The organism is Alteromonas sp. ABH4_454 (assembly GCF_056311775.1).
In genome coordinates this window covers 2,176,943-2,200,280 of record NZ_CM149972.1, presented here as the reverse complement: position 1 = coordinate 2,200,280, position 23,338 = coordinate 2,176,943, and the positions used below count along the sequence as shown (strand labels likewise).

Here is a 23,338-nt window from a genome sequence, read left to right as displayed (position 1 = left end):
TTTTGTATCAAGAAGCTTTTAACTACGAAAACCCTTGAGCGCGCGTATAGTAGGTAAAGCCGCGCGCTTAATCAAGAACTTGCTGGAAAATATTCAGCAAGTGCTTATAAAACGTGCGCTTATAGCCCGCCTTTCGCTTTTAACTCGGCTGAGAAGTTAAGCATGCGATCAAGTGGAATAAGTGCACCTTTACGTAATTCATCATCAACAAAGATTTCGTGCCCATCAGTTTCGCCCGTTAAAGACGCCTTAATCGCTTCTAAGCCGTTCATTGCCATCCAAGGACAGTGAGCACAGCTTTTACACGTAGCGCCGTTACCGCCTGTTGGAGCCTCTATAAACGTCTTCTCTGGAGTAAGTTGTTGCATCTTGTAAAAGATGCCTTTATCGGTAGCAACAATAAAGGTGTCGTTATCCATGGTTTGCGATGCTTTTATCAGCTGGCTGGTTGAGCCAACCGCATCAGCCATGTCTACCACGCTGGCTGGTGATTCAGGGTGAACCAGTACTGCAGCGTTAGGGTATAGCGCCTTGATGTCGGCAAGTTTTTGCGCAGAGAACTCATCGTGAACAATACACTCGCCCTGCCACATTAGCATGTCGGCACCGGTTTGCTTTGCGATGTAAGAGCCTAGGTGTCTGTCAGGGCCCCAAATGATCTTTTTGCCCTGGCTGTCTAAGTGCTCAACAATTTCCAGCGCGATGCTTGACGTTACTACCCAATCTGCGCGCGCTTTCACAGCGGCCGAAGTATTCGCGTAAACCACAACGGTGTGATCAGGATGTTGGTCACAAAACTCGCTGAACTCTTTTACCGGGCAACCGATATCAAGGGAACAGGTCGCTTCAAGGGTAGGCATTAGCACCGTCTTTTCTGGACTAAGAATTTTTGCCGTTTCGCCCATAAAGCGAACGCCAGCAACAATTAACGTTTGCTCTGCTACATCTCTACCAAATCGCGCCATTTCTAAAGAGTCAGCTACACAACCGCCAGTTTCTTCAGCAAGCGCCTGAATTTCATGATCGGTGTAATAGTGTGCGACAAGCACAGCGTTACGGGCTTTAAGTAAAGCTTTGATCTCAGCCTTTAATTCAGCTTTACGTGCTTCTGATAATGGCTGTGGTTTTGCTGGGAACGGGTACTCTACCTGATCCACTCGAAATGCTACTGACATTAACCTACATCTCTGTTGCGACAAGGGTGCGGATTATACCGAACTGTCATAAAAATTACATACTACCTATTCAACATAAGCGTAATTAAATAGTCGTATTTGTACTTACCTTTCTACTACATGGGGTTAAGTTAACCAGATCAAAGTAAAAATGAGATAAGTGACAGTGCAAAGAGAAATATAAGTTAGATTTCAGAAAGTGCGATTTGAGTAGCGTTGTTTGAACATTAAGAAGACTTGATGGTGGGTCGTGCTGGATTCGAACCAGCGACCAATTGATTAAAAGTCAACTGCTCTACCAACTGAGCTAACGACCCATCAAGTGACACAAAGATAAGTTTAGCAATTCAAATGATGGTGGGTCGTGCTGGATTCGAACCAGCGACCAATTGATTAAAAGTCAACTGCTCTACCAACTGAGCTAACGACCCATCATTTGATGCTAGGATAGAAAGTGGTGGGTCGTGCTGGATTCGAACCAGCGACCAATTGATTAAAAGTCAACTGCTCTACCAACTGAGCTAACGACCCTTTCTTTCCTGTTGTTGCCTGTGTCTTGGCAACGGCGGCATATAATACTCAGATTTTTATTCGACGCAACCCATAACGTCCTTTTATTTTCATTTTTCTGTCAAATTACGACTAAACGGTCAAAATGAAAACAAATCGCTGAGTATTTATACCAGTACTAATTGAGTTTAGTCAGGTTTCTACGAAATACAGTGAAATTTGGTGCAGAAGTTTTATGCACTCTAAATGGTATTTTTTGAAAAAAACTTTTCTCTAACTCACAAAAAAGCCTCTTTAAAAGAGGCTTTGTTCATTACAAGTTATTTAACCGAGATTCAGCGAGGCGTTTTGCCGAAGAATCAGGGTAATCATTTACAACTTGTTGGAACAGCTGACGTGCTGTTGAACTGTCTCCCGTTCGCTCAGCAATGACACCTAGTTTTAATAAGGCATCAGGACGCTTGGAAGAATCGGTAAAGCGATTAGCTACAATATTAAATTGCTCACTTGCTTCGCTCCACTGCTGCTTATTAAACAGCAGTTGCCCTAACCAGTAATGCGCATTTGGTGCGTAACCACTGTTGGGAAAGCGTGAAATGAACGATTGAAACGCAGGAATGGCTTTATCGTACTCACGAGACTTAAGGATCAAATTCACCGCATTTTCATAGGCTTCATCTTCACCTGCTTGCGGAGCTTGCGTTGGCGTAGATGCTGTTGGAGAGCTCACAGAGCCAGAATCAACACCTGCACTTGGCATAGCACTGCCTTGTAGCGCACCACTTTGCTTAAGGGCTTCAACGCGCTTATCTATTTCAAGGTAAAGCTCACGCTGGCGCTCAAGTACTTTTTGAAGTTCGTTGGTATTAACTTCAACCGCACCACGCAGCTGGTCGACTTCCATTTGCATATTGTCTAGTTGCGTTTGAAGCCTATGCTGCATTTCAGTTCGGCTCTTAACAATACGCTCAAGCACGACAATACGCTGCTCTAATTCACTGCCGCCATTGGCGTCTACTACAGGCGCTTGCGCAAATGCGGTAGAAACAGCAAGGGCGGCACATAACGTGACGCCCATTTTTAATGTCTTATTCGTTAGAATAGTCATTAGCGGTAAACAACCACTCCGCGACGGTTTTGAGCAAATGCATACTCAGTAGAACCCATCACTGCTGGTTTTTCTTCACCGTATGAAACTACTGTTACTTGGCTGCTGCTTACGCCAGCATTAAGTAGGTAAGTTTCAACAGACTGTGCACGACGCTCGCCTAGTGCAATGTTGTACTCTGGTGTACCACGGCTGTCAGTGTGACCTTCAATAGTCACTTTAGTGCTTGGGTTTTTCACCAAGAACGCCGCGTGCTTGTCTAGAATACGCTGAAACTCTGGCTTGATGCTTGAGCGGTCAAAGTCAAAGTAAACGGTTTGTTCGTTTTTCAGCGCTTCCATTTCTTGCTGAACCATTTCTTCCTGACGCTTCATACGCTGTGCAGCTTCTGCTTTAACGCGCTGAGCTTCTGCTTCACGTGCTTCCGCTTCCGCAGCCGCTTGTTCTTGTGCAAGGCGGTTACGTTCAGCTGCCAATTCTTCTTCGCTAGGGCCTGAAGAACATGCCATCATTGTCACTACTGGCAATGCGATAATGAAGCTCTTCATCACTTTATTCATTTGCATCCTACTAATCCTTAAATTTTATTGTTTAGTCGTTAAATTGTTAGAACAAAAATGGTGACCAACTTGGCGATTTAACTTGCCCATTGGCTGCTGGTAACCTAGCTTTAAAACGCCCATCTAAAGAGACCAATGATAGTACTTGAGTCCCCTCGTGAAGGGTGCTGTAAATAATCATGCTTCCATTCGGCGCTACACTTGGTGATTCATCTAAGTACGTCCGTGTCAGTACTTGAGGTGATCCACCATCCAAAGACTGCTTAGCAATGTGATAGTTCCCATTAGTTTGGTTAACCATAATCATTTGCTTGCCGTCAGGGGTTAGCGTACCGCCAAGGTTTTGCTCACCTACGAAGGTAACGCGCCTTACTTTCCCAGAATTTAAATTTACGCTATATATCTGGGGTTTACCACCCCGTTCCGAGCTAAATATTAAACCGCTGCCATCGGGTAGCCACGCAGGCTCCGTATCAATCGCTCTATTGCGTGTAACTCGGCGAAGATTTTTCGTCGCTAAGTCCATCACATAGAGTTCAGGGTTTCCATCTTTCGATAAAACCATAGCAAGTTGCTTGCCATCTGGTGAAAACACCGGGCTACTATTTATTCCAGGGAAATCAGTAATGCGCGTACGCTCACTGGTGTAAATATCCTGAATGAATATTTGAGGTCTACGATTTTCAAAACTCACGTAGGCAAGCTTCTCTCCATCAGGCGACCACACTGGCGACATAAGCGGTTCGGGAGAGGACAGCAAGCGCGTTTCATTTTCACCATCGTAGTCTGCAATCACTAATTGATAAGGTTTTTCAACCGTATCGCGGTCGCGAACAATGACGTAAGCAATTTTCGTTAAAAATGCGCCGCGAACACCTGTTAATTTTTCATACACTATGTCGCTAATTCGATGCGCATACTGGCGAAAATCTCGGCCGTTGATCACTGCCTGACGGGCAGCAAGAACGTGATCGTTACTCGATACTAAGTTGCCGTCTTTGAGTACTTTGGCCTGACCATTGTCAACCTGCCCTTTAAGTACATCAATCAACTCATAAGATACAAGGTAGCGGTCGCCACCTTGTGGCTCAATACTTCCCACTAATACGGTATCAACACCAAGCGTTGCCCATGCGGTAAAAGACACTTGCTCCGCTGTCTCTGGGTACTGTGGCATTTTATCGACAGATACCGGGTTAAACTTACCACTGCGCATCAAATCTGCCATTACTACTTTAGACAGTTCGCCAGGCATACTGCCCTGACCTTTCCATTTAAATGGCACAACCCCGATTGGACGTGCACTATCTACGCCCTCGGTTATTACAATTTCTAAGGATGCAAACACGTTGACACTGAATGTCATCGTAATAAGCGCTATCCATAAACCTAGTTTTTTCATACCACTATAATTCCACTTTTAAAGTAATGTCTTTTAACTGCTCGTAAACGTCTGGCGCATCAGATACCGGCAACTTTTCAGCCCTGCGAACCGCACTCTCTGCTGCGCGGCATAGCGCGTCATTGCCGCCGAGTACGCGAATGCTCGTCACAAACCCTGTTGTTGCTAACCGAATATTCAATCGACAGGTTTTGCCTTGATAACTGTCGTCTGAATACAAGTTGCGTTTAATGGTTTGCTGAATAAGCGCGGTGTAGCGCTCTACTTCAGTAAGTACCTGTTTTCGCCTACGTTCTTGCTGTGCAGCTCGCTCTTGCGCTAACTGCTCTTGCATGATCCTTTCCATCTCTGCACGTTCAGCGGCTTCTTTCTTCTTACGCTCGGCCTCGGCTTTCGCTTTTGCTTCGCGCTCCTTACGCTCTTGTTCCTTTTGCGCCGCTAAGCGCTCCAAGTCTTTTTGACGTTTCGCTTCAGCAGCTTCTGCTTCACGCTTTTCTTTCGCACGCTTTGCAGCTAGCTGTTGCTGACGTTTTTTCTCTGCAGCTGCTTCTGCTTTTCTTTGCCTTTCTTGTTCTTCGGCTCTTGCTTGAGCTTCAGCTTGTGCCTGCTCTCTTTTTTGATCTGCAATTGCTTGCGCATCAATAAACGTTGCTTCTATTACAGGCGCATTGGATGGCATACTCGGCAAAGGGTCAGGAGAGAAACTGACGCTAATAAGTAACAGTGCAGCGATAATGGCATGCAAACCTAACGACTTGTATAAACCAAGTTGTTCAGGCGTCATTGTACTTTTCTTGTTACCTTTTTGTTTCGTCCCCGCGCGCTCCTCTTCTTTCGAAGAAGCATTTTTATGCTCAGTGCTATTGGACACTTCAGGTTTTGACATATCTATATTACTCAACCGGATCCGTCATTAACCCCACTGAAGGCACACCCGCTTGCTGTAATAACACCATTAGCTGTATCACTTCGTTATACGCTACTTGCCCATCGCCTTTAACCACTACGGGCGTGTTAGGCTCTTTGGTCAATTGTGCTTTTACAATAGCGCCAAGCTCATCTTCGCTAATTGGCGATTCTTGGTCTTCTCCTACATTAAGAAAGTAGCGACCTTTAACATCCACTGACGCAATAATTGGCGGTGTATCTTCTTGCTCTATCGGGTTGGCACTTGCTTTAGGCAAATCTACCTTTACCCCTTGAGAAATAAGCGGCGCCGTTACCATAAAGATTATAAGCAATACCAACATCACGTCGATGTAGGGCACTACGTTTATCTCTGATACGGGCCTACGGCGTTTTCTTACATACATAACAAGTCCTCCGTTTGGAATGTAAACGCTTAGGCTTGTTGTTGTGCTTGCGCAGCAACGGCTTGGCGGTGAAGAATTGCAGAGAACTCTTCCATAAAGTTGCCGTAGCTATTTTCTAGCTTCTCAACTTGGTGGCTGAAACGGTTGTATGCGATTACAGCTGGGATTGCTGCGAATAGACCAATAGCGGTTGCGATTAGTGCTTCTGCGATACCAGGTGCAACCATTGCAAGGGTAGCTTGCTGCACTTCACCTAGTGCGATGAAGGCATTCATGATCCCCCACACAGTGCCGAATAGACCGATGTAAGGGCTAATTGAGCCCGCCGTAGCTAAAAAGGGTAAACGACTTTCTAATTCTTCGACTTGGCGAGACATAGAAACACGCATGGCACGATATGTACCGTCAACAATGCCATTGGTGGCGGTGTTAGATTTGCGTAGGCGAACAAACTCTTTAAAGCCTGAGCAAAAGATGCTGCCCATGCCTGTTAAGTTAGTTCTGGCGGAAAGTTCTTGATAAAGACGATTCAGGTCAGCACCTGACCAAAACTTATCTTCAAACTGACGCATTTCGTTACGCGCAGCCGACAGAGCTTTACTTCGTTGAAATATAAATGTCCAAGACGCGACTGAAACGCTTAATAGTAGAAGCATAACAAGTTGAACAATAAAGCTTGCTTGTAAAAACAAGCCAATAAAAGTGAGATCAGATGACACGCGAAATTTCCCCTAACAAAGTACGTGGTAGTCTTTTTGGCTTCATTACAGCCAAATCGACGCAGGCAACCTTAATATTTCCAGATACTAAGGTAACGCCTTGTTCATTTTTAATATTTTGTTGAAACGTCATACTAGCGCCTTTCAATTCTACAACGCGAGTTTCAATACTCAACAGTTGATTGAACCGTGCAGGCGCATAGTTATGCATTTCAACGTGTTTGACGACGAAAGCGATAGATTGTTCCATCAGCGTGTCTTGCTCAAAACCTAGCTCGCGAAGCCACTCTGTGCGGGCTCGCTCCATAAACTTTAGGTAATTCGCATAATAGACGATACCGCCTGCGTCGGTATCTTCGTAATACACTCTTACCTGATGTAAATGCATAACTATTCCTTCACCAAAAAATATAATAATCCAAAACAAAGTTAAAATAACTAATTAGCACGATAAGGTGCAGAACAAAACCACGCCACAGAGCCCATAAAAGCTAACATTTAATCAAAATTAAACCAACCCGAAACACCTAGTTAACACATTAGTTTTTCTAATCCAAACTAACAATTTTACTCAATTGTAGTTTTCTCTGCTCTCCCTATAATGCACAGCATCAGTCGTACAGAGCGTGATGGTGCTTAGCACGGTCATGCAAGAGTTATTCTCCTGTTAGACATGAGTTCCCTGGATTTATTTCCTTCAACACTTGTTGTTTTAGCCCGCTCAATGAGCGGGCTTTTTTTTGCCTGTAATTTAGCATCTGTACAAAACAAAATATTAGCGGCCCATGCTTAACAAGCGCATTTCAACAATTCGCCATTTACTTTCAAACACTCTTCACTAGCGGCCCTGAACTTGCCACCTTCCCCTATATAAGCGCTTACTTCTAATATTTGAAGCCTTCGGCCTTACCCAAAAAAGCCCAGCATTTCAGCTAGGCCTTTAAAACGAATCTAAACCTTCTTACAAAAGGGTTACAAACTATTCTGACGGAGTGAAGCCGAAGTGCAGATAGGCGCGCTGCGACACAATACGCCCCCGTGGCGTGCGTTGTAAAAAGCCCTGCTGAATAAGGAAGGGTTCAATTACATCTTCTATGGTCTCTTTCTCTTCGCCAATGGCCGCAGCCAAATTATCTAGCCCTACTGGACCACCATCAAACTTTTCGATAATAGCAGTAAGCAATTTGCGGTCCATGTAATCAAAACCTTCTTTGTCTACATCAAGCATATCTAAAGCTTTGGCAGCAACGTCTGCGCCCACAGTACCGTCAGATTTGATTTCGGCATAATCCCGTACACGGCGTAACAAACGATTAGCGATACGCGGTGTACCTCTAGAGCGACGTGCCACTTCTTGAGCGCCTTCCTCATTCATTTCTAAATTAAGATAGCTTGCACTTCTTGCAACGATGCTAGTGAGGTCTTTTACGTTGTAAAACTCTAATCGTTGAACAATCCCGAAACGGTCGCGTAATGGCGACGTTAGCGAACCTGCGCGGGTGGTAGCGCCTACCAGCGTAAAAGGAGGAAGGTCTAGCTTAATTGAACGGGCGGCAGGCCCCTCGCCTATCATAATATCAAGCTGATAGTCTTCCATTGCTGGATAAAGGATTTCTTCCACTACTGGGCTTAATCTGTGTATTTCATCAATGAACAATACATCATTGCGCTCTAGGTTGGTAAGCAGCGCGGCAAGATCACCAGCTTTCTCTAGCACAGGCCCTGAAGTGGTTTTGATGTTTACGCCCATCTCGTTAGCCACAATATTCGCCAAGGTTGTTTTACCTAAACCAGGCGGGCCAAAGATAAGTAGATGGTCGAGCGCATCATCGCGATTACGTGCCGCCTTAATAAATATTTCCATTTGCTCACAAACGTGAGGCTGCCCTGTGTAGTCTTCCAACATTTTAGGGCGAATGGCACGGTCAATCACCTCGTCTTCGGTACTGGCGTCAGGCGTAATCAGTCTGTCTGCTTCAATCATGATAGTTCTACTTTAGGGAATAACACGAAGACAGCATAACGACATTATCGCTGCCTTCACTACGGGCTATTATATAGCGGCTTTTAAGGCATCGCGAATTACCGCTTCGCTTTCCATACCTTCAGTGTATACACTTTCAACCAGCTTACTGGCCTGTGCTGGCTTATAGCCTAATGCGATAAGTGCGCTTTGTGCCTCTTCACGGGCGTCGTTTACTTCAACAATTGTGTTATTCGATAACAGGTCACTGCTAGGCGGTGGCATCACAATGCTTTGCGCTTTACCAAACTTAGCGAGCCTGTCTTTGAGTTCGACCACTAAACGTTCGGCGGTTTTCTTACCAATGCCCGGTAAACTGACGAGTGCCGAAACGTCTTCATTTTGCACACTTGCCAAAAACTGCCCAGCCGACATACCTGATAAAATAGCTAAGCCCAGTTTAGGGCCTACACCGTTCGCTTTTATTAACTCGCGAAATAAGCCTCTTTCCATTTTATCAGCAAAACCAAACAGCAACTGGGCGTCTTCGCGAACCACAAAGTGTGTGTACACCACCACTTCTTCACCCACCGCGGGAAGCTGGTAGAAACTGGTCATAGGCATGTGAATTTCGTAGCCAACACCGGCTACATCTACAAGAATTTCTGGAGGCTGTTTCTCAGCCAACGTACCGCGAATTCGTCCAATCATGAATTATCTCTGTAAAAGCGTGAGCTTCGAGCAGGATTAGCGCAAGCGTCCGCGTACAGTTTTGCGGGCTTGCCCTGCCATGTTTATCAGGCTCTGTTCAGTGTGTGCATGACACAAGGCAACGGCTAATGCATCGGCAGCATCAGCCTGTGGCGTGCCGCTTAAATTCAGCAGGTGTTTTACCATGTGCTGAACTTGCGTTTTATCTGCACCACCTTTTCCCACTACCGACTGCTTAATTTGCCTTGCGCTGTATTCAGCAACAGGAAGTTGCGCTTGGGTGGCTGCCACAATGGCGGCACCTCTGGCCTGACCAAGCTTCAGCGCTGAATCAGGGTTTTTCGCCATAAATACTTGTTCAATAGCAAACTGGTCGGGTTTATATTGACGAATAATATCGCCAACCCCGGTAAAGATATTAGCAAGACGAGAAGGCAAATCTGCCGTTCCAACGCGAATGCATCCGCTTGCTACATACACCAGTTTACCTTGCTTACGTGCAATTAAACCGTAGCCTGTGATCCGAGAACCTGGATCTATACCCAGTATAACCATTAAGGCACACTCGGTACAAACAAAGATACCGCTTCTTTATTAGAAGGAGACCATAAACGCGCGAGCGCTTCGTCTTTCGTCACCCATTCGTACTGCAAGTGCTCTGTTAGGACAATGGGTAAATCGCTGTTTATTTGAAGGGAAAATACGTGCTCTGTGTTGTGCACAGTACCAGGAGGATAGCGATGTAGCCAGCGGCTACGAATTTCATATTGGTTCTGTTTATCGTGGTCGTTAACCACAAAGCCGTGCGCTTTGGCATCGATGCCAATTTCTTCACACACTTCACGATATGCCGTTTCTAAAGGTAACTCCCCCTCTTCTAACGCGCCGGTTACCGACTGCCAAAAGGTGGGGTCGTCTTGTCGTTGCAAAAGCAGCACTCGGTAGTGTTGGTCATACAACACTACCAGTGCAGATTCAGGCTTCTTATACGCCATAAATTACGATTGCTTTTTCACCGTTGCAATAGCTAGCTCTTCAAGCTGCTGTGGGTTTGCAGGGCTAGGCGCCGATGTTAACGGGCATGCCGCTGTGGTCGTTTTCGGGAATGCCATTACATCGCGAATAGAGGTTGCGCCCGTCATTAGCATTACCAAACGGTCTAGACCAAACGCAAGGCCTGCATGCGGCGGCGCACCAAAGCGCAGCGCGTCAAGCAAGAAGCCAAACTTGTTCTTCGCTTCTTCATCGTCAATGCCAAGAATGTTAAATACTGTAGACTGCATGTCTTCATTGTGAATACGTACAGAACCACCGCCTAATTCAACGCCGTTCAATACCATATCGTAAGCGTCAGATAAGGCTTCAGCTGGGTTAGCTTTAAGTTCTTCTGGCGTTAAACCACGTGGCGCAGTGAACGGGTGGTGGATAGCGTGTAGCTGACCGTCAAATTCTTCGAACATTGGGAAGTCAACAACCCAAAGTGGCTTCCACTCGCCTTCAAGAAGCTCAAAGTCTTCACCAAGCTTAAGACGAAGTGCGCCCATCGCTTCGGTAACCACAGTGTAGCTGTCAGCACCGAACAATAGAATATCGCCACTTTGTGCGCCAGTGCGCTCTAGCATGGCGTTAGTGATGTCTTCCGTTAGGAATTTAAGGATTGGCGACTGTAGGCCTTCAAGACCAGCGCCAGCATCGTTAACTTTAATCCATGCTAGGCCTTTCGCGCCGTAAATACCTACGAACTTGGTGTATTCGTCAATTTGCTTGCGCGAAAGTGACGCACCGCCAGGTACACGGATAGCCGCGACGCGACCTTTCGGATCGTTGGCTGGGCCGCTGAATACTTTAAAGTCAACGTTAGCAAGCAAGTCTGCAACGTCTGTTAACTCAAGCGGATTACGTAGGTCTGGCTTGTCGCTACCAAAGCGCGTCATGGCTTCTTTGTACGTCATGCGCGGGAAGTCGCCAAGGTCAACGTTTAGCATTTTGTTGAACAAGTCGCGGATCATGCGCTCGGTAATAGACATTACGCCATCGGCATCTAAGAACGTGGTCTCAATATCGATTTGGGTAAATTCTGGCTGACGGTCGGCACGTAAGTCTTCGTCGCGGAAGCACTTAACAATTTGATAGTAACGGTCCATGCCCGACATCATAAGAAGCTGTTTAAAAAGCTGTGGCGATTGCGGAAGTGCAAAGAACTCACCTTTGTGCGTGCGGCTTGGCACTAGGTAGTCACGTGCACCTTCTGGCGTTGCCTTAGTAAGAATAGGCGTTTCAATATCAAGGAAACCTTCTTCTTCTAGGAAACGACGTACAGCACCAGTTACTTTTGCACGGAACTGTAAACGCTGGCTCATTACAGGACGGCGAAGGTCTAGATAACGATAACGAAGGCGCTGTTCTTCTGAGTTTTCTTGGTTCCAGTCCAGTGGAAGTACGTCAGACTTGTTGATCACTTCAAGGCCTGTGCCTAGGATTTCAATTTCGCCAGTGCGCATGTCTTTATTTACTTGTCCTTCAGGGCGCGCACGTACTTTACCCGTTAGCTTTACGCAGAATTCACTACGTAGCGTATTAGCTACCGATAGCACGTCTGGTAAATCTGGGTCGAACACCACTTGTACGATACCTTCGCGGTCGCGTAAGTCGATGAAAATTACACCGCCCAAATCGCGACGCTTATTAACCCACCCGCAAAGGGTAACTTCTTGTCCAATGTATGATGAATCGATATTCCCACAGTAATCTGTGCGCATGGTCCTTGACCCCTGATGTTTTTTCTTGCTTCGCATGCAGTGAATTGGCGTTCAAAACCGCTTATTTTTGGGCTTAAGACTTTGCCAAAAATCGCGTAAACTTGCTGGCCAATTAGCTGGCCCGCCCACAACATGCATAATGTAATGATTTAAAGGCCGCATAGTATAAACAAATGCTTGATAAAGCCCAATGACAAATATGCACAAATCAGCCATATCACAAGGAAATCTCTATATTGGATTACCAATGTGGCAACACAGCCATTGGCCAAGCACCTGGTTTGCTAATTATCCCAAGTCTGATAATGGACTGTCGCTGTATGCCAAGGAGTGTAATACGGTGGAGGGGAATACCACATTTTACTCACTTCCTCACGAGGACGCGGTAGCGAGATGGTGCGACTCAGTCCCCGACCACTTCAGGTTTACTTTCAAGTTTCACCAGAACATTACTCATGTACATCAATTGCAGCATTGTGATGAAGAGGTTGCCCAACAGCTTGCTTTATTAAGCCCGTTAAAAGAAAAGCTAGGAGTCATGATGCTGCAACTGCCCGCTTCTTTTGGGCCGGAAAAGCTATTTATTTTGGATGCCTTTTTAGCGGCGTTACCCCAAGAATTAAACATAGCGGTTGAAGTGCGCCACCTGGCATTTTTTGCAAAGGGGGATGAGGAAAAGGCGCTTAACCAACTTTTGATCCGCCACGGTGTGAATAGAATCATTATGGACACCCGAGCTTTATTTAGCGGGCCTTTAAATGCAGGCGGGGCAGATAAGCAGGCTATGCTAGAAGAAGTCAGGCTGAAAAAGCCCCGTGTACCGGTAAACGTTATCGCTACAGGACATACCCCCATTGTGCGTTTTGTCGGTAATGATATTGATGATGACAACCAGCGCTGTTTATTGCCTTGGGTGAAAAAAGTGAAGATTTGGCAAAGAGAAGGAAAGGACGTGTACTTTTTTTGTCACCGCCCTGACAACAAAGACGCACCATGGCTGGCGCAACAGTTTATTGATTTGTACAACGCTGAAGAGATAGCCCACCGGTTAGACAACCTTTCAATTAAAAATCAGCCAGCTCAAAACGCCTTGTTTTAGACAATAACTCCTTAATAGATAGTATTTTTCTGATTTAAAGGTAAACTACAGCGGTTATTAATTTTTGTATTAACCACTTTTTATCGTGACCCCCTCAATGAATCATGAATACGAAAAAGCACGTCTTGCTGCTTTGGAATCGTTAGATATATTAGACTCCTCCCCCAGCGAACAACTTGATGCGCTTACTAAAAAAGTCCAGGAAGAATTTAGTGCTAAAACCTGCTTGGTAAGCCTGGTTGCTGAAGACCGTCAATGGTTTAAGTCGCGTCAATGCATGGACGCTACAGAAACACCCCGTAACATCTCTTTTTGCACTTATGCCATTGCAGAAGAGGAATATTTAATAGTACCTGATGCAAAAGCTGACAAAGTATTCGCTAATAACCCGTTGGTTACTGGCAAGCCATATATTCGTGCGTATGCGGGTGCAATTTTACGTAATAAAGACGGCTATGAACTAGGTACCTTATGTCTCCTTTTTGATGAACCAAGAGATTTTTCAGAGACTGAAATAGTGAGCTTAAAAAACTATGCTCGCGCTGTTGAAGCCATTATTTTTTCAGAATACGTTACAGCATAATTAACCCGATACCCCCGCTTTTCGTTTCGCAAAGCAAAAACGCATCACTAAAAAGTGATGCGTTTGATAACTCTTTCAGCTTAACTATTTCTATCTAAAATCAGCGGCATCTAAATCATGCTTTTTCATAAGTTTGTGCATGTCCGTGCGGTTTCTACCTGCAAGCTCAGCAGCGCGCGTTACATTCCCATCTGTCATTTTAAGAAGCTTATGAAGATATTGCTGTTCAAAGGCATCGCGTGCCTCAGTAAGCGTTGGCCAACTCTGCTTAGTAGCGGAAAGAGCTTGTTCTACTAAATGTAGAGGGATGACAGGTGTTTGCGTTAACGCTACGCATTGCTCAACCACGTTTACAAGTTGACGTACGTTACCCGGCCACGATGAGGTCACTAACTGCTGCATTGCATCGTCAGAGAACTGACTTACATTGACACCATGACGCTGTGCACTTTGCTGAAGCAGCGAGCGAGCCAAAAGTGGAATGTCCTCACTACGCGATTTCAGTGATGGAAGCTTAAGGTTGACTACATTCAAGCGGTAGTACAAGTCTTCGCGGAAGGTACCCTCTTCCATTTCTTTATGCAAATCTTTGTGCGTGGCAGAAATGATACGTACATCAATATCTACGTGTTTACTGCTGCCTACCGGACGAATCTGGCGCTCTTGCAATGCGCGAAGAAGCTTAACTTGAAGTGTCATTGGCATATCGCCAATTTCATCTAGAAATAGCGTACCACCGTCGGCTTCTCTAAATAAGCCAGGGTGAGCTGCTACGGCGCCAGTAAACGCGCCCTTTGCGTGACCAAACAATTCAGATTCAAGTAAGTTTTCAGGTAGCGCACCACAGTTAATCGCTACAAATGGCTTGTCACTGCGGTTACTCGCTTTATGAATAGCATTAGCCAGCAACTCTTTACCTGTACCGCTTGCGCCACTAATAAGCACAGACACTTCACGCTGAGCAATGCGAAACGCTTGGTCAAGGACATTAAGCATTTCTGGTGAACGGGTGATTATGTCTTTTGCCCAATCCCCCGGCTGTGCAGCTTGAGATTGACTCAAGGCTTTTTGCAGCAATGCGCGTAATTCATCGTGATCAACGGGTTTCGGCAAGAAACCAAAGACACCGCGCTGAGTGGCAGCAACCGCATCTGCAATAGTGCCATGCGCCGTCATTAAAATTACAGGAATGTCTTTTCTAATTCCCATTATTTCTTCGAATAGGCTCAAACCGTCTAAGCCCGGCATGCGCAGATCGCTTAATACAACATCATAGTTATCGTTCTGTAGTTTTCTCAGCGCCGATTGACCGTCTTCCACTGCGGTCACATTGTACCCCTCGCCTTCAAGGCGAATGGTCAACAAACGCAATAAGCTTTTATCATCATCAACCAACAATAAGTTAGGGTTACTACTCGCCTTTTCGCTCACTGTTGTGTACTCCTGTTTTTGTCCATCAGTGTTGCTTCTATTTGCAACAGTTCTTCTAATTTTTTACGCAGGTTAACGGCTTCTTGTTCTAGCGCCTTAACCTTCTCTCCACGAGATGTATTTTCTTGTTCCAACACCACCATTGCAGACTCAAGCTGCATTATCTGATTGTTTTGCGAAGCAGCAATAACATTAACTACTTCTTGGGCTTCTGCCGTGAATGTGCCCGCGATATCATTTAATGCTAGTTGTCCGCGCAACCTATCTTGATAAGGGGTATCAGTGGGTAGCGTTAAGATGTAAGCATGAATGGTGTCAAACGCTGAATCCCCCAATGCTTTTAAAGCCTGCTTACGCTCCATCCAAGGTTGGTTGGCTGCTGCAATCCACGTATTAAGCCAATAGGCTGCATCGCAATTGTGTTCAAAAACTGGGGGCGGCTCGTTAAACAAACAGATACCGCGTTCTATCTTTGCTACGGGTGTCACTTTTTCTGGCTCACCCGTGTTGCTGCTGTTTCTGGTTAAACTCTGACATCCTGTCAGTACCAGTAAGGCAACAATTAAACCACTTATTCTCATTTTATTTTTCCTGTTGCGGAATGGTCACTCTAAAGCAAACATCGGCATAGTCTACATCTACCACTTTTACATCACCATGCATTAGTCGAGCGCAATCGGCAACAATTGATAATCCTAACCCCGTTCCGATAACATTGTCGTTTCTCGGCTCGGTCCCGCGGATAAAAGGTTCAAACAGCGTGTGTACTGATTCCGGCGCTATGCGTTTTCCTCTGTTGGCGACATCCAGTACAAGGTTATCATTTTTGTTATAAAGGCTAATATTTATCGGTCGTCCAACTGCTCCGTGTGCTACAGCATTGGACACTAGATTATCAAGTATTCTTCTGAATAATTCCTCGTCTACATGTATTGAAGGTGAGGAGATATTCACGTCTACCTCTCTATCTTGAATGGCAAGTGCGTAATCCTCTAAACAGGCTTCAACTAATTTATTTGCATTACTTTCAACAATTTTAGGCTGCGCTTGTTGTAGTAGCAGGTTGTAGTCGAGTAGTTTCTCAACCAGAGTATTAAGACGCTGGGTACTTGCAGTAAGTAATGACAGTACCTCTCGTTGAGCGTTATTTAATTCGCCTACCACGTTTTCTGATAACAAACTGCACCCTTCTTTAATGCTTGCTAGGGGTGTTTTTAGTTCGTGTGCGGCATGCCTTAATAGTGCGGTTCTGATGTGCTCCAGCTGCTGCAAACGCTCATAAAGCCAATGCAAATCTTTTTCTACATCAATAAGTTCCCTAGGTGCCTGCTTAGACAATGGCGGAAGCTGACCATCGCTATGTGCCATGATCCGAATAATTTTTTTGAGGTTATTAACGGGGTTTACAATCAGTTGGCTTCCCATCAATATGAGGAGTAGCGACACACTAACCAGCATTGCGGTAGACCATGCCTGTTTCGCCTGCATGGCGTTTAAGTCGTCTTGTTGTACTTTAACCCGTTCTGTAATGGCCGCTTCTACATCGTCGCGCAGCTGGTCGACACTATCTCCTACTGATGCTAAATACGCATTGAGCAGCAGCTGATCTTCAATGGCACGGTATTCAGCGAGTTGATTAAGCTGCTCAGATAAACGGGAACAGGTTGCTGGCACGGAAAGCGCCTGACACAAGTTATCGGCCGCCACAGCAAACTGGTCTATGGCATTATCAGAGAGCTGCGCCACCCTGTCGTTACGTAAAACGGCAAACTGTCTGATGCTGCGCTCAACATCCACCACTGCATTGTCCAGACGTTGCATATCACTTACGACATCCACTACAAAGCGTGTTTCAAGGGTAGTCATTTGACCTACCTTGGCTAAGTCGCTTTGGCTTTGCCAAAGAAGCGCAATAAGGGGAATAAGGGCCAGTACAAAACTTCCTAACGTTAACTGCCTTAGTGAACCAAGTTGTACCAAGCGCTCACCAAACGATACCTTGTTTATCAGAACCCTACCCTCATTGATGTTGATATTCTTTTCTACTCACTCGCGGTGAGCTTTTTGTTACCTGGCGTAAGCTTGCTCTTTGCCAACTCGGCTTCGGAAAGCTTACCGTCTTCATTGTCGTCAATCAGCCCAAAGTTTCGCAGTAGTTCTGTGTGTCTTACTGCTTCTTTAAGTGAAATAAGACCATCTTTGTCTATATCTAATTTCTGCATAAGCGTGCGCGCTGGTGTAGCATGCGCATCGGCTACTGAAATAGCCTGTACAGCTGCAACGGCACAAAGTGCTAAGAAAACTTTTTCGAGACGTTTCATCATGAATCCTCCGCTAAACGCTTTTCAAAATCCTTCTCAATTCACCAATGTGTATCCTATGGATTCTTCCACCAAAGAATAGTTAAGGCATATGGATATTACCATTAGTCTTCGATTAACCACATCATTAGTACATCGAAACTTAATATGCGATTTTCAGGCCATAATAAAAAACCATTACAAATCATCACTTTAAGAGAATGTCGAACTTTTAATGTGGGTAACTCATGGACAGGTGTTGCAATAAAGAAACACTGGTAGTAAGTGCATGTCGGCAACAATACCGACATACATATTTTAGCATCAGCTAAACTGTTCAGCTTTAAAATGGCAAGGAGAAGTAACAAGGTCGTTGATGGGAATAGGTTTGCTGAACATAAAACCCTGAACGTTATCGCAGCCGTGCTCTATCAGATAGCGCCATTGTTCAAGGTTTTCTATTCCTTCAGCGCAAACAGAAAGTGATAGTCGTTTTGCCAAATCGATAATAGCGCCTGTTACTAGTCGGCTGCGTTCTGAAGATTGAAGCTCCATCACAAACTGCCTGTCGACTTTGAGGGTATCTATATTGATTTGAGTGAGATAACTCAAAGACGAATAACCGGTACCAAAGTCATCAAGCGCGATAGCACATCCCATATTACTAATGCGCCTGAAAAACTTATTGGAAAGGGAGAAGTTTTCAAGATAAGCACTTTCGGTAACTTCAAATTCGATATTCTCGGGGTTTACGTCATAGAGCGCAAAAGTATTGTAGATATAATCGAACAGTTGATTGCTTCTCAAATCATGACCGGATAGATTAATAGAAGCCCTAAAAGCTCCCTTTGACCAGCGCTTGAGGTCAGGCATATCCATGCAAACACGATTGATGACCCATTGCGTAATGGCAGTGATCTTCCCGCCTTGCTCTGCGATAGGAATAAACTCGTTTGGCATGACAAGGCCAAACTCAGGATGCTGCCAACGAATCAATGCCTCAACGCCAATTACGTTACCGTTGTTGTTTACTTTTACTTGGTAATAAACAACAAACTCATCGTTGGTTATACCTTGTTCAATACCATTGGCTAGATGCAGTTTACGCTTGTGAGATTCCACCATATCCGGCGTAAATAATGTGTAACTTCCCCTTCCCTTTGCTTTTGAACGATACATGGCTAAGTCAGCGTTACTCATAAGTTCACTTAAATCATATCCTGCATCAGACGCAGTAGCCACGCCAACACTCAACCCCACGGTAAGGGAAAGCCCTCTGAGTTCAAAGGGCTCGTTGAACGCTGTAATTAGTCGCGTAGCTAAACTCTTTGCTTGTTCTGCAGTCGCATCTCTATCTGGGAGGACTAAAAACTCGTCGCCGCCTAAACGAGCAAATAAGTCACCGTCTCTAAGTAAACACTGCACGCGATCTGCAACTTCTATTAAAATAAGGTCGCCGGTTTCGTGCCCTAACGAATCATTTATCCCTTTGAAGCCGTCGAGATCGAAAAATAGCAACAATAGATCTTCGTCATTTCTTTTTGCTCGGGCTAATTCCAGTCTCAAATTATCAAGAACAAACTGCCTGTTAGGTAACCCTGTCAAACTATCGAAATTTGCAAGGCGAGACATCGTCTCTTGCTGGTCGACCAAGGTTTGTTTTTGTTCAAAGTTCACCAGTAACTCAACTTCGATAGCATCTAATAAGCTATTAATATTAGTGGCAATCTTGCCTATCTCATTAGATGAGTTTATTGAGCTTCGTAGCGCGTAATCTTTGGTTTCAAACACGTCTTGTGTAAACCGGCCTAACGAGGCCAAAGGTGAAATTAGTCGGGATACTATGAAAATACATACGCCAGTACACAATAGCCAAAGTGCTATAAAAACTGGTATTTGTTCTAAAAACTGCCGAGCACTATTTGTTGTTTGAACCTTGGTGGTGTCAGCGTAAATAACAATGTGCCCCATGGGATAAAGGCTACTACCAACAATTTGATGGGCAACAATGACACCTTCGTATTGGTTTATACCATAAGGAACACTTTGAGGTGTTTTGGGCACCGCAGGGTCGCTTATTTCAAGCACTCTTTCGGGTTGAATTGCAGAAATAACATTATAGTTATTGTCGTAAAGGGCTGCTGATAAAACATTTTCATGTTCTTTTGCGGGTTGAAACAGCGAAGAGAGTAGAGCGTCGTTACCAGGATTTCTTTCCATCATCACTGATAGTTGTAGCGCAAGAGAATTACTTAAAGCGGCGGTGTTGTTTTTAACAACCTCAATTACAGTCTCGCTATTATCTGATTTATTAACCATAGCGATTGAGATGAATAAAACTGCCGAGGATAAGGCAACAGCAAACCCAATGGAGACTTTCAATGTTTTCAACACAAGTGTGTCCTTGCTTACTACTTTGATTAAAGCGGTACATGCAAGGATAACAATCCCCTTAACACAGCCACTTTTTTATTATTCTAGCTGCAATAGTATGTCACGGACTCAAGAATTAAAAATGGATTTTTAAAGGTATTGATTTCAATGCACTAGACATTAATTATTTTGTACCTTCAACGACTTCGAGCTTTGTTTTGATGAACTGGCTGTGAGGGACATACAATAAATCGGCGATTTGTCGTATTGTACTTTCTTCCAGCGGCGCTAGGGAATTATCGGCGTACGCGATAACCCAAAGGCTTTTAATTACACTAACTTTTTCCTCCGCGGAATAATGATTATTAAGAACCTGAGTAAAGTGAACAAGGTCCACTGCATCATCCGCTGTTTGGTGCCCTCGCTGCAGCAAAAGCTCCATTGCCTCATCATCGACATTTACCAGACGTTTAAGCTGTTTTTCATATGCTTCTTTTTCCGTATCGGTCACCTGATTATCTGCATTGACCAATTCGCTAAGTAAGGCAGCGGTGGCAAGTTCGATTGTATAGGCAGGTTCCGCTTTTTTGTGTGACTCTTCAAAGAGTTTAAGAAATGATTTCAGCATAAGCCCTCAGGTTTATAGTTATGGCAACACAGTTTTTACTAAAGGAAACTGAGTATTTAGCTAATTCATACTAAGTGAAAGGAGATTTCGATTAGTTGCTGTATTCTTTAGATAACTCTAGGGGGAGGCTATATAAACCACGCTAACAATACTAAAAGCGTATAACTAGCCATAGGCTAATTTCGGGTACTTAGCAGACAGAGAACTTTGCTTCCGTTATTTTCAAACCATACTCTTTCGCAAAGGGCATTGATAAGGGGAATGCCTCGACCGTAACACTCGTCATTAGATGAACGTGTTCCTGCTAAATGATTTTTATCTTCCCATTGGAACCCTTGCCCACTGTCCTCAACCGAGATCAGCACTTCGCCTTTCATGGGTAAGGACTCTACTCTGATGATAATGTGCCCATGTTCCAACACTTTTAATGACGCTTCGCGTTTTTCGTAATACTGTTGAAAGCCCCCGCTATCACGCTTCAGTTTTGAATTTAAGTTTAGGATACCGTGCTCAAGTGCATTATTGAATAATTCGGATAAAACCGTGTACACAATGGAGCGAATACCTTGAATCCCCTCACATTGTCCGGTTAATTGCAGTACACGAGGCAGAACATCGGGTTCCTTAAGATGTTTTGCCTCAAGAACAACTTCATGTACTGAGGGAAAACTACTTTCGACTTGGCTTTGTACCGGCATCTTTATTGGTTTTGAAGTAAATACAACCAAGGTCACATCATCATGAAATGTAGATGTCGTAAAGTGTGCTTTGGCTCGGTCAAATAAAGACTTTGCCTTGATAGCGCCGTTCTCCGTCATTTGTTCTTTTATTATCTCGACTAACCCTTCTTCTAACAACATATCACCATTGCCGTTGGCGATTTCTATAAGCCCGTCGCTGCATACAACTAATTGCTCGTTATGCCCCAAGTTGATCGTGTCAGTATCCGTATTTAGTTCATGTTCTTCCAAAATACCCAAGGCCATATGGCGAGAAGAGAACTTACGCAACGCCATATTTGTTTTAGCGGGAATAATCACTGCAGGCATCCCGCCCTGCCATAAGTTTATACGATTCCCTTGAGCATTAATTTCACCAATCACTGCCGCCATAAACATGTCACTGGGTAAAAACCTGATGAGTATTTGATTTAGTTCACTCACAATTTCAGAAACAGATACGCCTTGCTGACTTAACTCTTGAAACGCACGTGTCACAGGCAGCGCCCCAATGGCTGAGGCAAGACCATGACCGGTAAAGTCTCCCACGATGAAATAAATACCACCGCTTGGGCTTGCCTCACACAGAAACAAGTCTCCGTTAAAGGTTTCAGCAGGTTTGAGGAAACAGTCGAAGTGAGCCTGCACTTCCGGGCGATTAACAATAGCATGACTGAATATGTGTTCTACGATGGAGTGTTCGCGCGCCACCCGTTGGTTGAAAAGTCGTAGCGTTTTGTTTTGTTCTTCAACGTATTCACTGAGCGCGCGTATTTTTAAATGCGCTCGAATTTTGGCTATTAAAATATGACGGTCGAAAGGTTTAGTTGCAAAATCATTGCCTCCTACTTCCAAACAGCGTACTAAACTGTCTTTATCTTCTAAAGCCGTGATAAAAAGAATGGGAAGATAAGGGCCTTTTGCGAGTTGTCGAATTTTAGGCGCAACATCGAAGCCTGACAGACCAGGCATAACCACATCAAGCAGCACGAGATCTGGCTGCTCCTCAATAAACTTTTCAATCGCCTCTACGCCATTAACGGCTTCTACGCATTTTTTATAGCCTGCGTTGTAAAGCATGTTAGTCAATAAAGTACGGTTGATTGCCTCATCATCAACAATAAGGATTTTCAAAAGAGGGTCCTTTCTACAGGCTATTTAATGTCGAACTTCTTATCGAACCGAGATATTTTGAGGATCTTAGCCACTTGAGGTCTGGCATTTTCAATACTGTACGTAAGCGTTCTTTCGGCTAGCGTTTTTTGCATATTCAACAACATGCCTAAGGCTGAGCTATCCATATACTCTGTACGAGACAGGTCAACAGTGATATGACTCACATCATTGTTAAGCTCACTGTAGGCGTTTCTGAAGTCTTCTACTTTGCTGAAGTCGAACTTTGTACCCACATCTATAACTAATACTTTCCCTTGATTCTGATAGCTTGACGTTATTTCCATATGCTTTCCTTAAAATGTCAGCAGAAATGCTTCAATACATGCTTTTATCTTTGCTATCCTTATTCTAGTTGAACTTTTCTACATCGCCATCGAAGGCTAATTAAACTTTCGTATGATTACACTTTGTTTAGTGTATTAAAGATGGTTTTACAGGATTTATTGAGGTATTTATGCAAGATTGGCAAGACGCTCTATTGGTTTACAGCACACAGAGCGGCAAAATAAAGCCTGAGCAAAAAGCTGAGCAACGGTCAGTGTCTACTGACGGCGTAGTTCGTATTCATCGAGAAACAAAAGGTCGCAAAGGGAAAGGCGTGTCATTAATTAAAGGGCTGGATCTTCCTTCGGATGAATTAAAGAAATTAGGCTCAGAACTAAAAAAGAAATGCGGTTGCGGCGGAGCAGTGAAAGAAGGAGTCATTGAGGTTCAAACCGATGACAGAGAAAAACTGCGATCGCTACTTACCGATAAAGGGTACAAAGTTAAGCTTGCAGGTGGTTAGCGATAAAAACTACCGGTTCGCT

General features: G+C 44.5%; 24 protein-coding genes and 3 tRNA genes. 3 read left to right on the top strand and 24 right to left on the bottom strand.

Annotated elements, in window-relative coordinates; genetic code table 11:
- Positions 1–119: 119 nt before the first annotated feature.
- The 16 genes from nadA to aspS all read right to left on the bottom strand — a co-directional run bounded on the left by nadA (position 120) and on the right by aspS (position 12,220).
- Positions 120–1,175 (bottom strand): quinolinate synthase NadA, encoded by a 1,056-nt coding sequence (gene nadA, locus ACYX4W_RS09575; RefSeq protein ID WP_476075368.1) that lies wholly within the window; start codon positions 1,173–1,175, stop codon positions 120–122.
- 241 nt (positions 1,176–1,416) lie between these two features.
- Positions 1,417–1,492: transfer RNA gene (locus ACYX4W_RS09570), tRNA-Lys, on the bottom strand.
- Between the two features lie 38 nt (positions 1,493–1,530).
- Positions 1,531–1,606 (bottom strand) — tRNA-Lys (locus ACYX4W_RS09565).
- A gap of 24 nt (positions 1,607–1,630) precedes the next feature.
- A tRNA-Lys gene (locus ACYX4W_RS09560) sits at positions 1,631–1,706 on the bottom strand.
- Positions 1,707–1,998: 292 nt separating this feature from the next.
- Positions 1,999–2,793 (bottom strand): tol-pal system protein YbgF, encoded by a 795-nt coding sequence (ybgF, locus tag ACYX4W_RS09555; RefSeq protein ID WP_014948871.1) that lies wholly within the window; start codon positions 2,791–2,793, stop codon positions 1,999–2,001.
- Entirely contained in the window at positions 2,793–3,359 is a 567-nt protein-coding gene (pal, locus tag ACYX4W_RS09550; RefSeq protein ID WP_014948870.1) for a peptidoglycan-associated lipoprotein Pal, read from the bottom strand. The genes ybgF and pal overlap by 1 nt, the downstream gene beginning before the upstream one ends.
- A 40-nt stretch (positions 3,360–3,399) precedes the next feature.
- Positions 3,400–4,719 (bottom strand): Tol-Pal system beta propeller repeat protein TolB, encoded by a 1,320-nt coding sequence (tolB, locus tag ACYX4W_RS09545; protein WP_476075460.1) that lies wholly within the window; start codon positions 4,717–4,719, stop codon positions 3,400–3,402.
- 40 nt (positions 4,720–4,759) lie between these two features.
- Positions 4,760–5,539 carry a cell envelope integrity protein TolA gene (tolA, locus tag ACYX4W_RS09540; RefSeq protein WP_476075459.1) on the bottom strand — a complete coding sequence of 260 codons (780 nt, stop codon included), beginning with the start codon at positions 5,537–5,539 and terminating at the stop codon, positions 4,760–4,762.
- 109 nt (positions 5,540–5,648) lie between these two features.
- Positions 5,649–6,068, bottom strand: coding sequence for a protein TolR (gene tolR, locus ACYX4W_RS09535; RefSeq protein ID WP_061485248.1), 420 nt, complete (start codon positions 6,066–6,068; stop codon positions 5,649–5,651).
- Positions 6,069–6,097: 29 nt separating this feature from the next.
- The gene (tolQ, locus tag ACYX4W_RS09530; RefSeq protein WP_025254600.1) at positions 6,098–6,787 is read right to left on the bottom strand and encodes a protein TolQ; all 690 of its coding nucleotides are present in this window, start codon (positions 6,785–6,787) and stop codon (positions 6,098–6,100) included.
- Entirely contained in the window at positions 6,777–7,175 is a 399-nt protein-coding gene (gene ybgC, locus ACYX4W_RS09525) for a tol-pal system-associated acyl-CoA thioesterase (RefSeq protein WP_024015995.1), read from the bottom strand. Before ybgC ends, tolQ begins: the two co-directional genes overlap by 11 nt.
- A 591-nt stretch (positions 7,176–7,766) precedes the next feature.
- Complete coding sequence (gene ruvB / locus ACYX4W_RS09520) at positions 7,767–8,771, bottom strand: Holliday junction branch migration DNA helicase RuvB (protein ID WP_476075367.1); 1,005 nt, start codon at positions 8,769–8,771, stop codon at positions 7,767–7,769.
- A 69-nt stretch (positions 8,772–8,840) separates the two neighbouring features.
- Positions 8,841–9,461 (bottom strand): Holliday junction branch migration protein RuvA, encoded by a 621-nt coding sequence (gene ruvA, locus ACYX4W_RS09515; RefSeq protein WP_269916132.1) that lies wholly within the window; start codon positions 9,459–9,461, stop codon positions 8,841–8,843.
- A gap of 36 nt (positions 9,462–9,497) precedes the next feature.
- On the bottom strand, positions 9,498–10,016 hold the full coding sequence (gene ruvC / locus ACYX4W_RS09510) for a crossover junction endodeoxyribonuclease RuvC (protein ID WP_014948862.1): 519 nt from the start codon (positions 10,014–10,016) through the stop codon (positions 9,498–9,500).
- Positions 10,016–10,456, bottom strand: coding sequence for a dihydroneopterin triphosphate diphosphatase (nudB, locus tag ACYX4W_RS09505; RefSeq protein WP_476075366.1), 441 nt, complete (start codon positions 10,454–10,456; stop codon positions 10,016–10,018). Before nudB ends, ruvC begins: the two co-directional genes overlap by 1 nt.
- A gap of 3 nt (positions 10,457–10,459) precedes the next feature.
- On the bottom strand, positions 10,460–12,220 hold the full coding sequence (gene aspS / locus ACYX4W_RS09500; protein ID WP_014948860.1) for an aspartate--tRNA ligase: 1,761 nt from the start codon (positions 12,218–12,220) through the stop codon (positions 10,460–10,462).
- A 247-nt stretch (positions 12,221–12,467) separates the two neighbouring features.
- Here aspS and ACYX4W_RS09495 point away from each other — a divergent pair, with 247 nt between their 5' ends.
- On the top strand, positions 12,468–13,319 hold the full coding sequence (locus ACYX4W_RS09495; protein WP_476075365.1) for a DUF72 domain-containing protein: 852 nt from the start codon (positions 12,468–12,470) through the stop codon (positions 13,317–13,319).
- A 97-nt stretch (positions 13,320–13,416) separates the two neighbouring features.
- Positions 13,417–13,902 (top strand): GAF domain-containing protein, encoded by a 486-nt coding sequence (locus tag ACYX4W_RS09490; RefSeq protein ID WP_476075364.1) that lies wholly within the window; start codon positions 13,417–13,419, stop codon positions 13,900–13,902.
- 90 nt (positions 13,903–13,992) lie between these two features.
- Here ACYX4W_RS09490 and ACYX4W_RS09485 read toward each other — a convergent pair whose 3' ends face one another.
- The 8 genes from ACYX4W_RS09485 to ACYX4W_RS09450 form a co-directional block, all read right to left on the bottom strand.
- Positions 13,993–15,333, bottom strand: coding sequence for a sigma 54-interacting transcriptional regulator (locus ACYX4W_RS09485; RefSeq protein WP_269916126.1), 1,341 nt, complete (start codon positions 15,331–15,333; stop codon positions 13,993–13,995).
- The gene (locus ACYX4W_RS09480; RefSeq protein ID WP_476075363.1) at positions 15,330–15,914 is read right to left on the bottom strand and encodes a hypothetical protein; all 585 of its coding nucleotides are present in this window, start codon (positions 15,912–15,914) and stop codon (positions 15,330–15,332) included. Before ACYX4W_RS09480 ends, ACYX4W_RS09485 begins: the two co-directional genes overlap by 4 nt.
- Position 15,915: 1 nt before the next feature.
- Positions 15,916–17,313 (bottom strand): sensor histidine kinase, encoded by a 1,398-nt coding sequence (locus ACYX4W_RS09475; protein ID WP_476075362.1) that lies wholly within the window; start codon positions 17,311–17,313, stop codon positions 15,916–15,918.
- A 62-nt stretch (positions 17,314–17,375) separates the two neighbouring features.
- A complete protein-coding gene (locus ACYX4W_RS09470; RefSeq protein WP_476054599.1) occupies positions 17,376–17,657 on the bottom strand; it encodes an EF-hand domain-containing protein in 282 nt (93 codons plus the stop codon).
- Positions 17,658–17,957: 300 nt separating this feature from the next.
- Positions 17,958–20,027, bottom strand: coding sequence for a putative bifunctional diguanylate cyclase/phosphodiesterase (locus ACYX4W_RS09465; RefSeq protein WP_476075361.1), 2,070 nt, complete (start codon positions 20,025–20,027; stop codon positions 17,958–17,960).
- Positions 20,028–20,190: 163 nt separating this feature from the next.
- Complete coding sequence (locus ACYX4W_RS09460; RefSeq protein ID WP_476054601.1) at positions 20,191–20,634, bottom strand: tellurite resistance TerB family protein; 444 nt, start codon at positions 20,632–20,634, stop codon at positions 20,191–20,193.
- A 176-nt stretch (positions 20,635–20,810) separates the two neighbouring features.
- Complete coding sequence (locus ACYX4W_RS09455) at positions 20,811–22,487, bottom strand: SpoIIE family protein phosphatase (protein WP_476075360.1); 1,677 nt, start codon at positions 22,485–22,487, stop codon at positions 20,811–20,813.
- A 20-nt stretch (positions 22,488–22,507) separates the two neighbouring features.
- The gene (locus tag ACYX4W_RS09450) at positions 22,508–22,813 is read right to left on the bottom strand and encodes an STAS domain-containing protein (protein ID WP_179982820.1); all 306 of its coding nucleotides are present in this window, start codon (positions 22,811–22,813) and stop codon (positions 22,508–22,510) included.
- A gap of 170 nt (positions 22,814–22,983) precedes the next feature.
- Here ACYX4W_RS09450 and yciH point away from each other — a divergent pair, with 170 nt between their 5' ends.
- Positions 22,984–23,316: a stress response translation initiation inhibitor YciH gene (gene yciH / locus ACYX4W_RS09445; RefSeq protein WP_269916119.1), complete on the top strand. Its 333-nt coding sequence runs from the start codon at positions 22,984–22,986 to the stop codon at positions 23,314–23,316.
- The last annotated feature ends 22 nt before the right edge of the window (positions 23,317–23,338 follow it).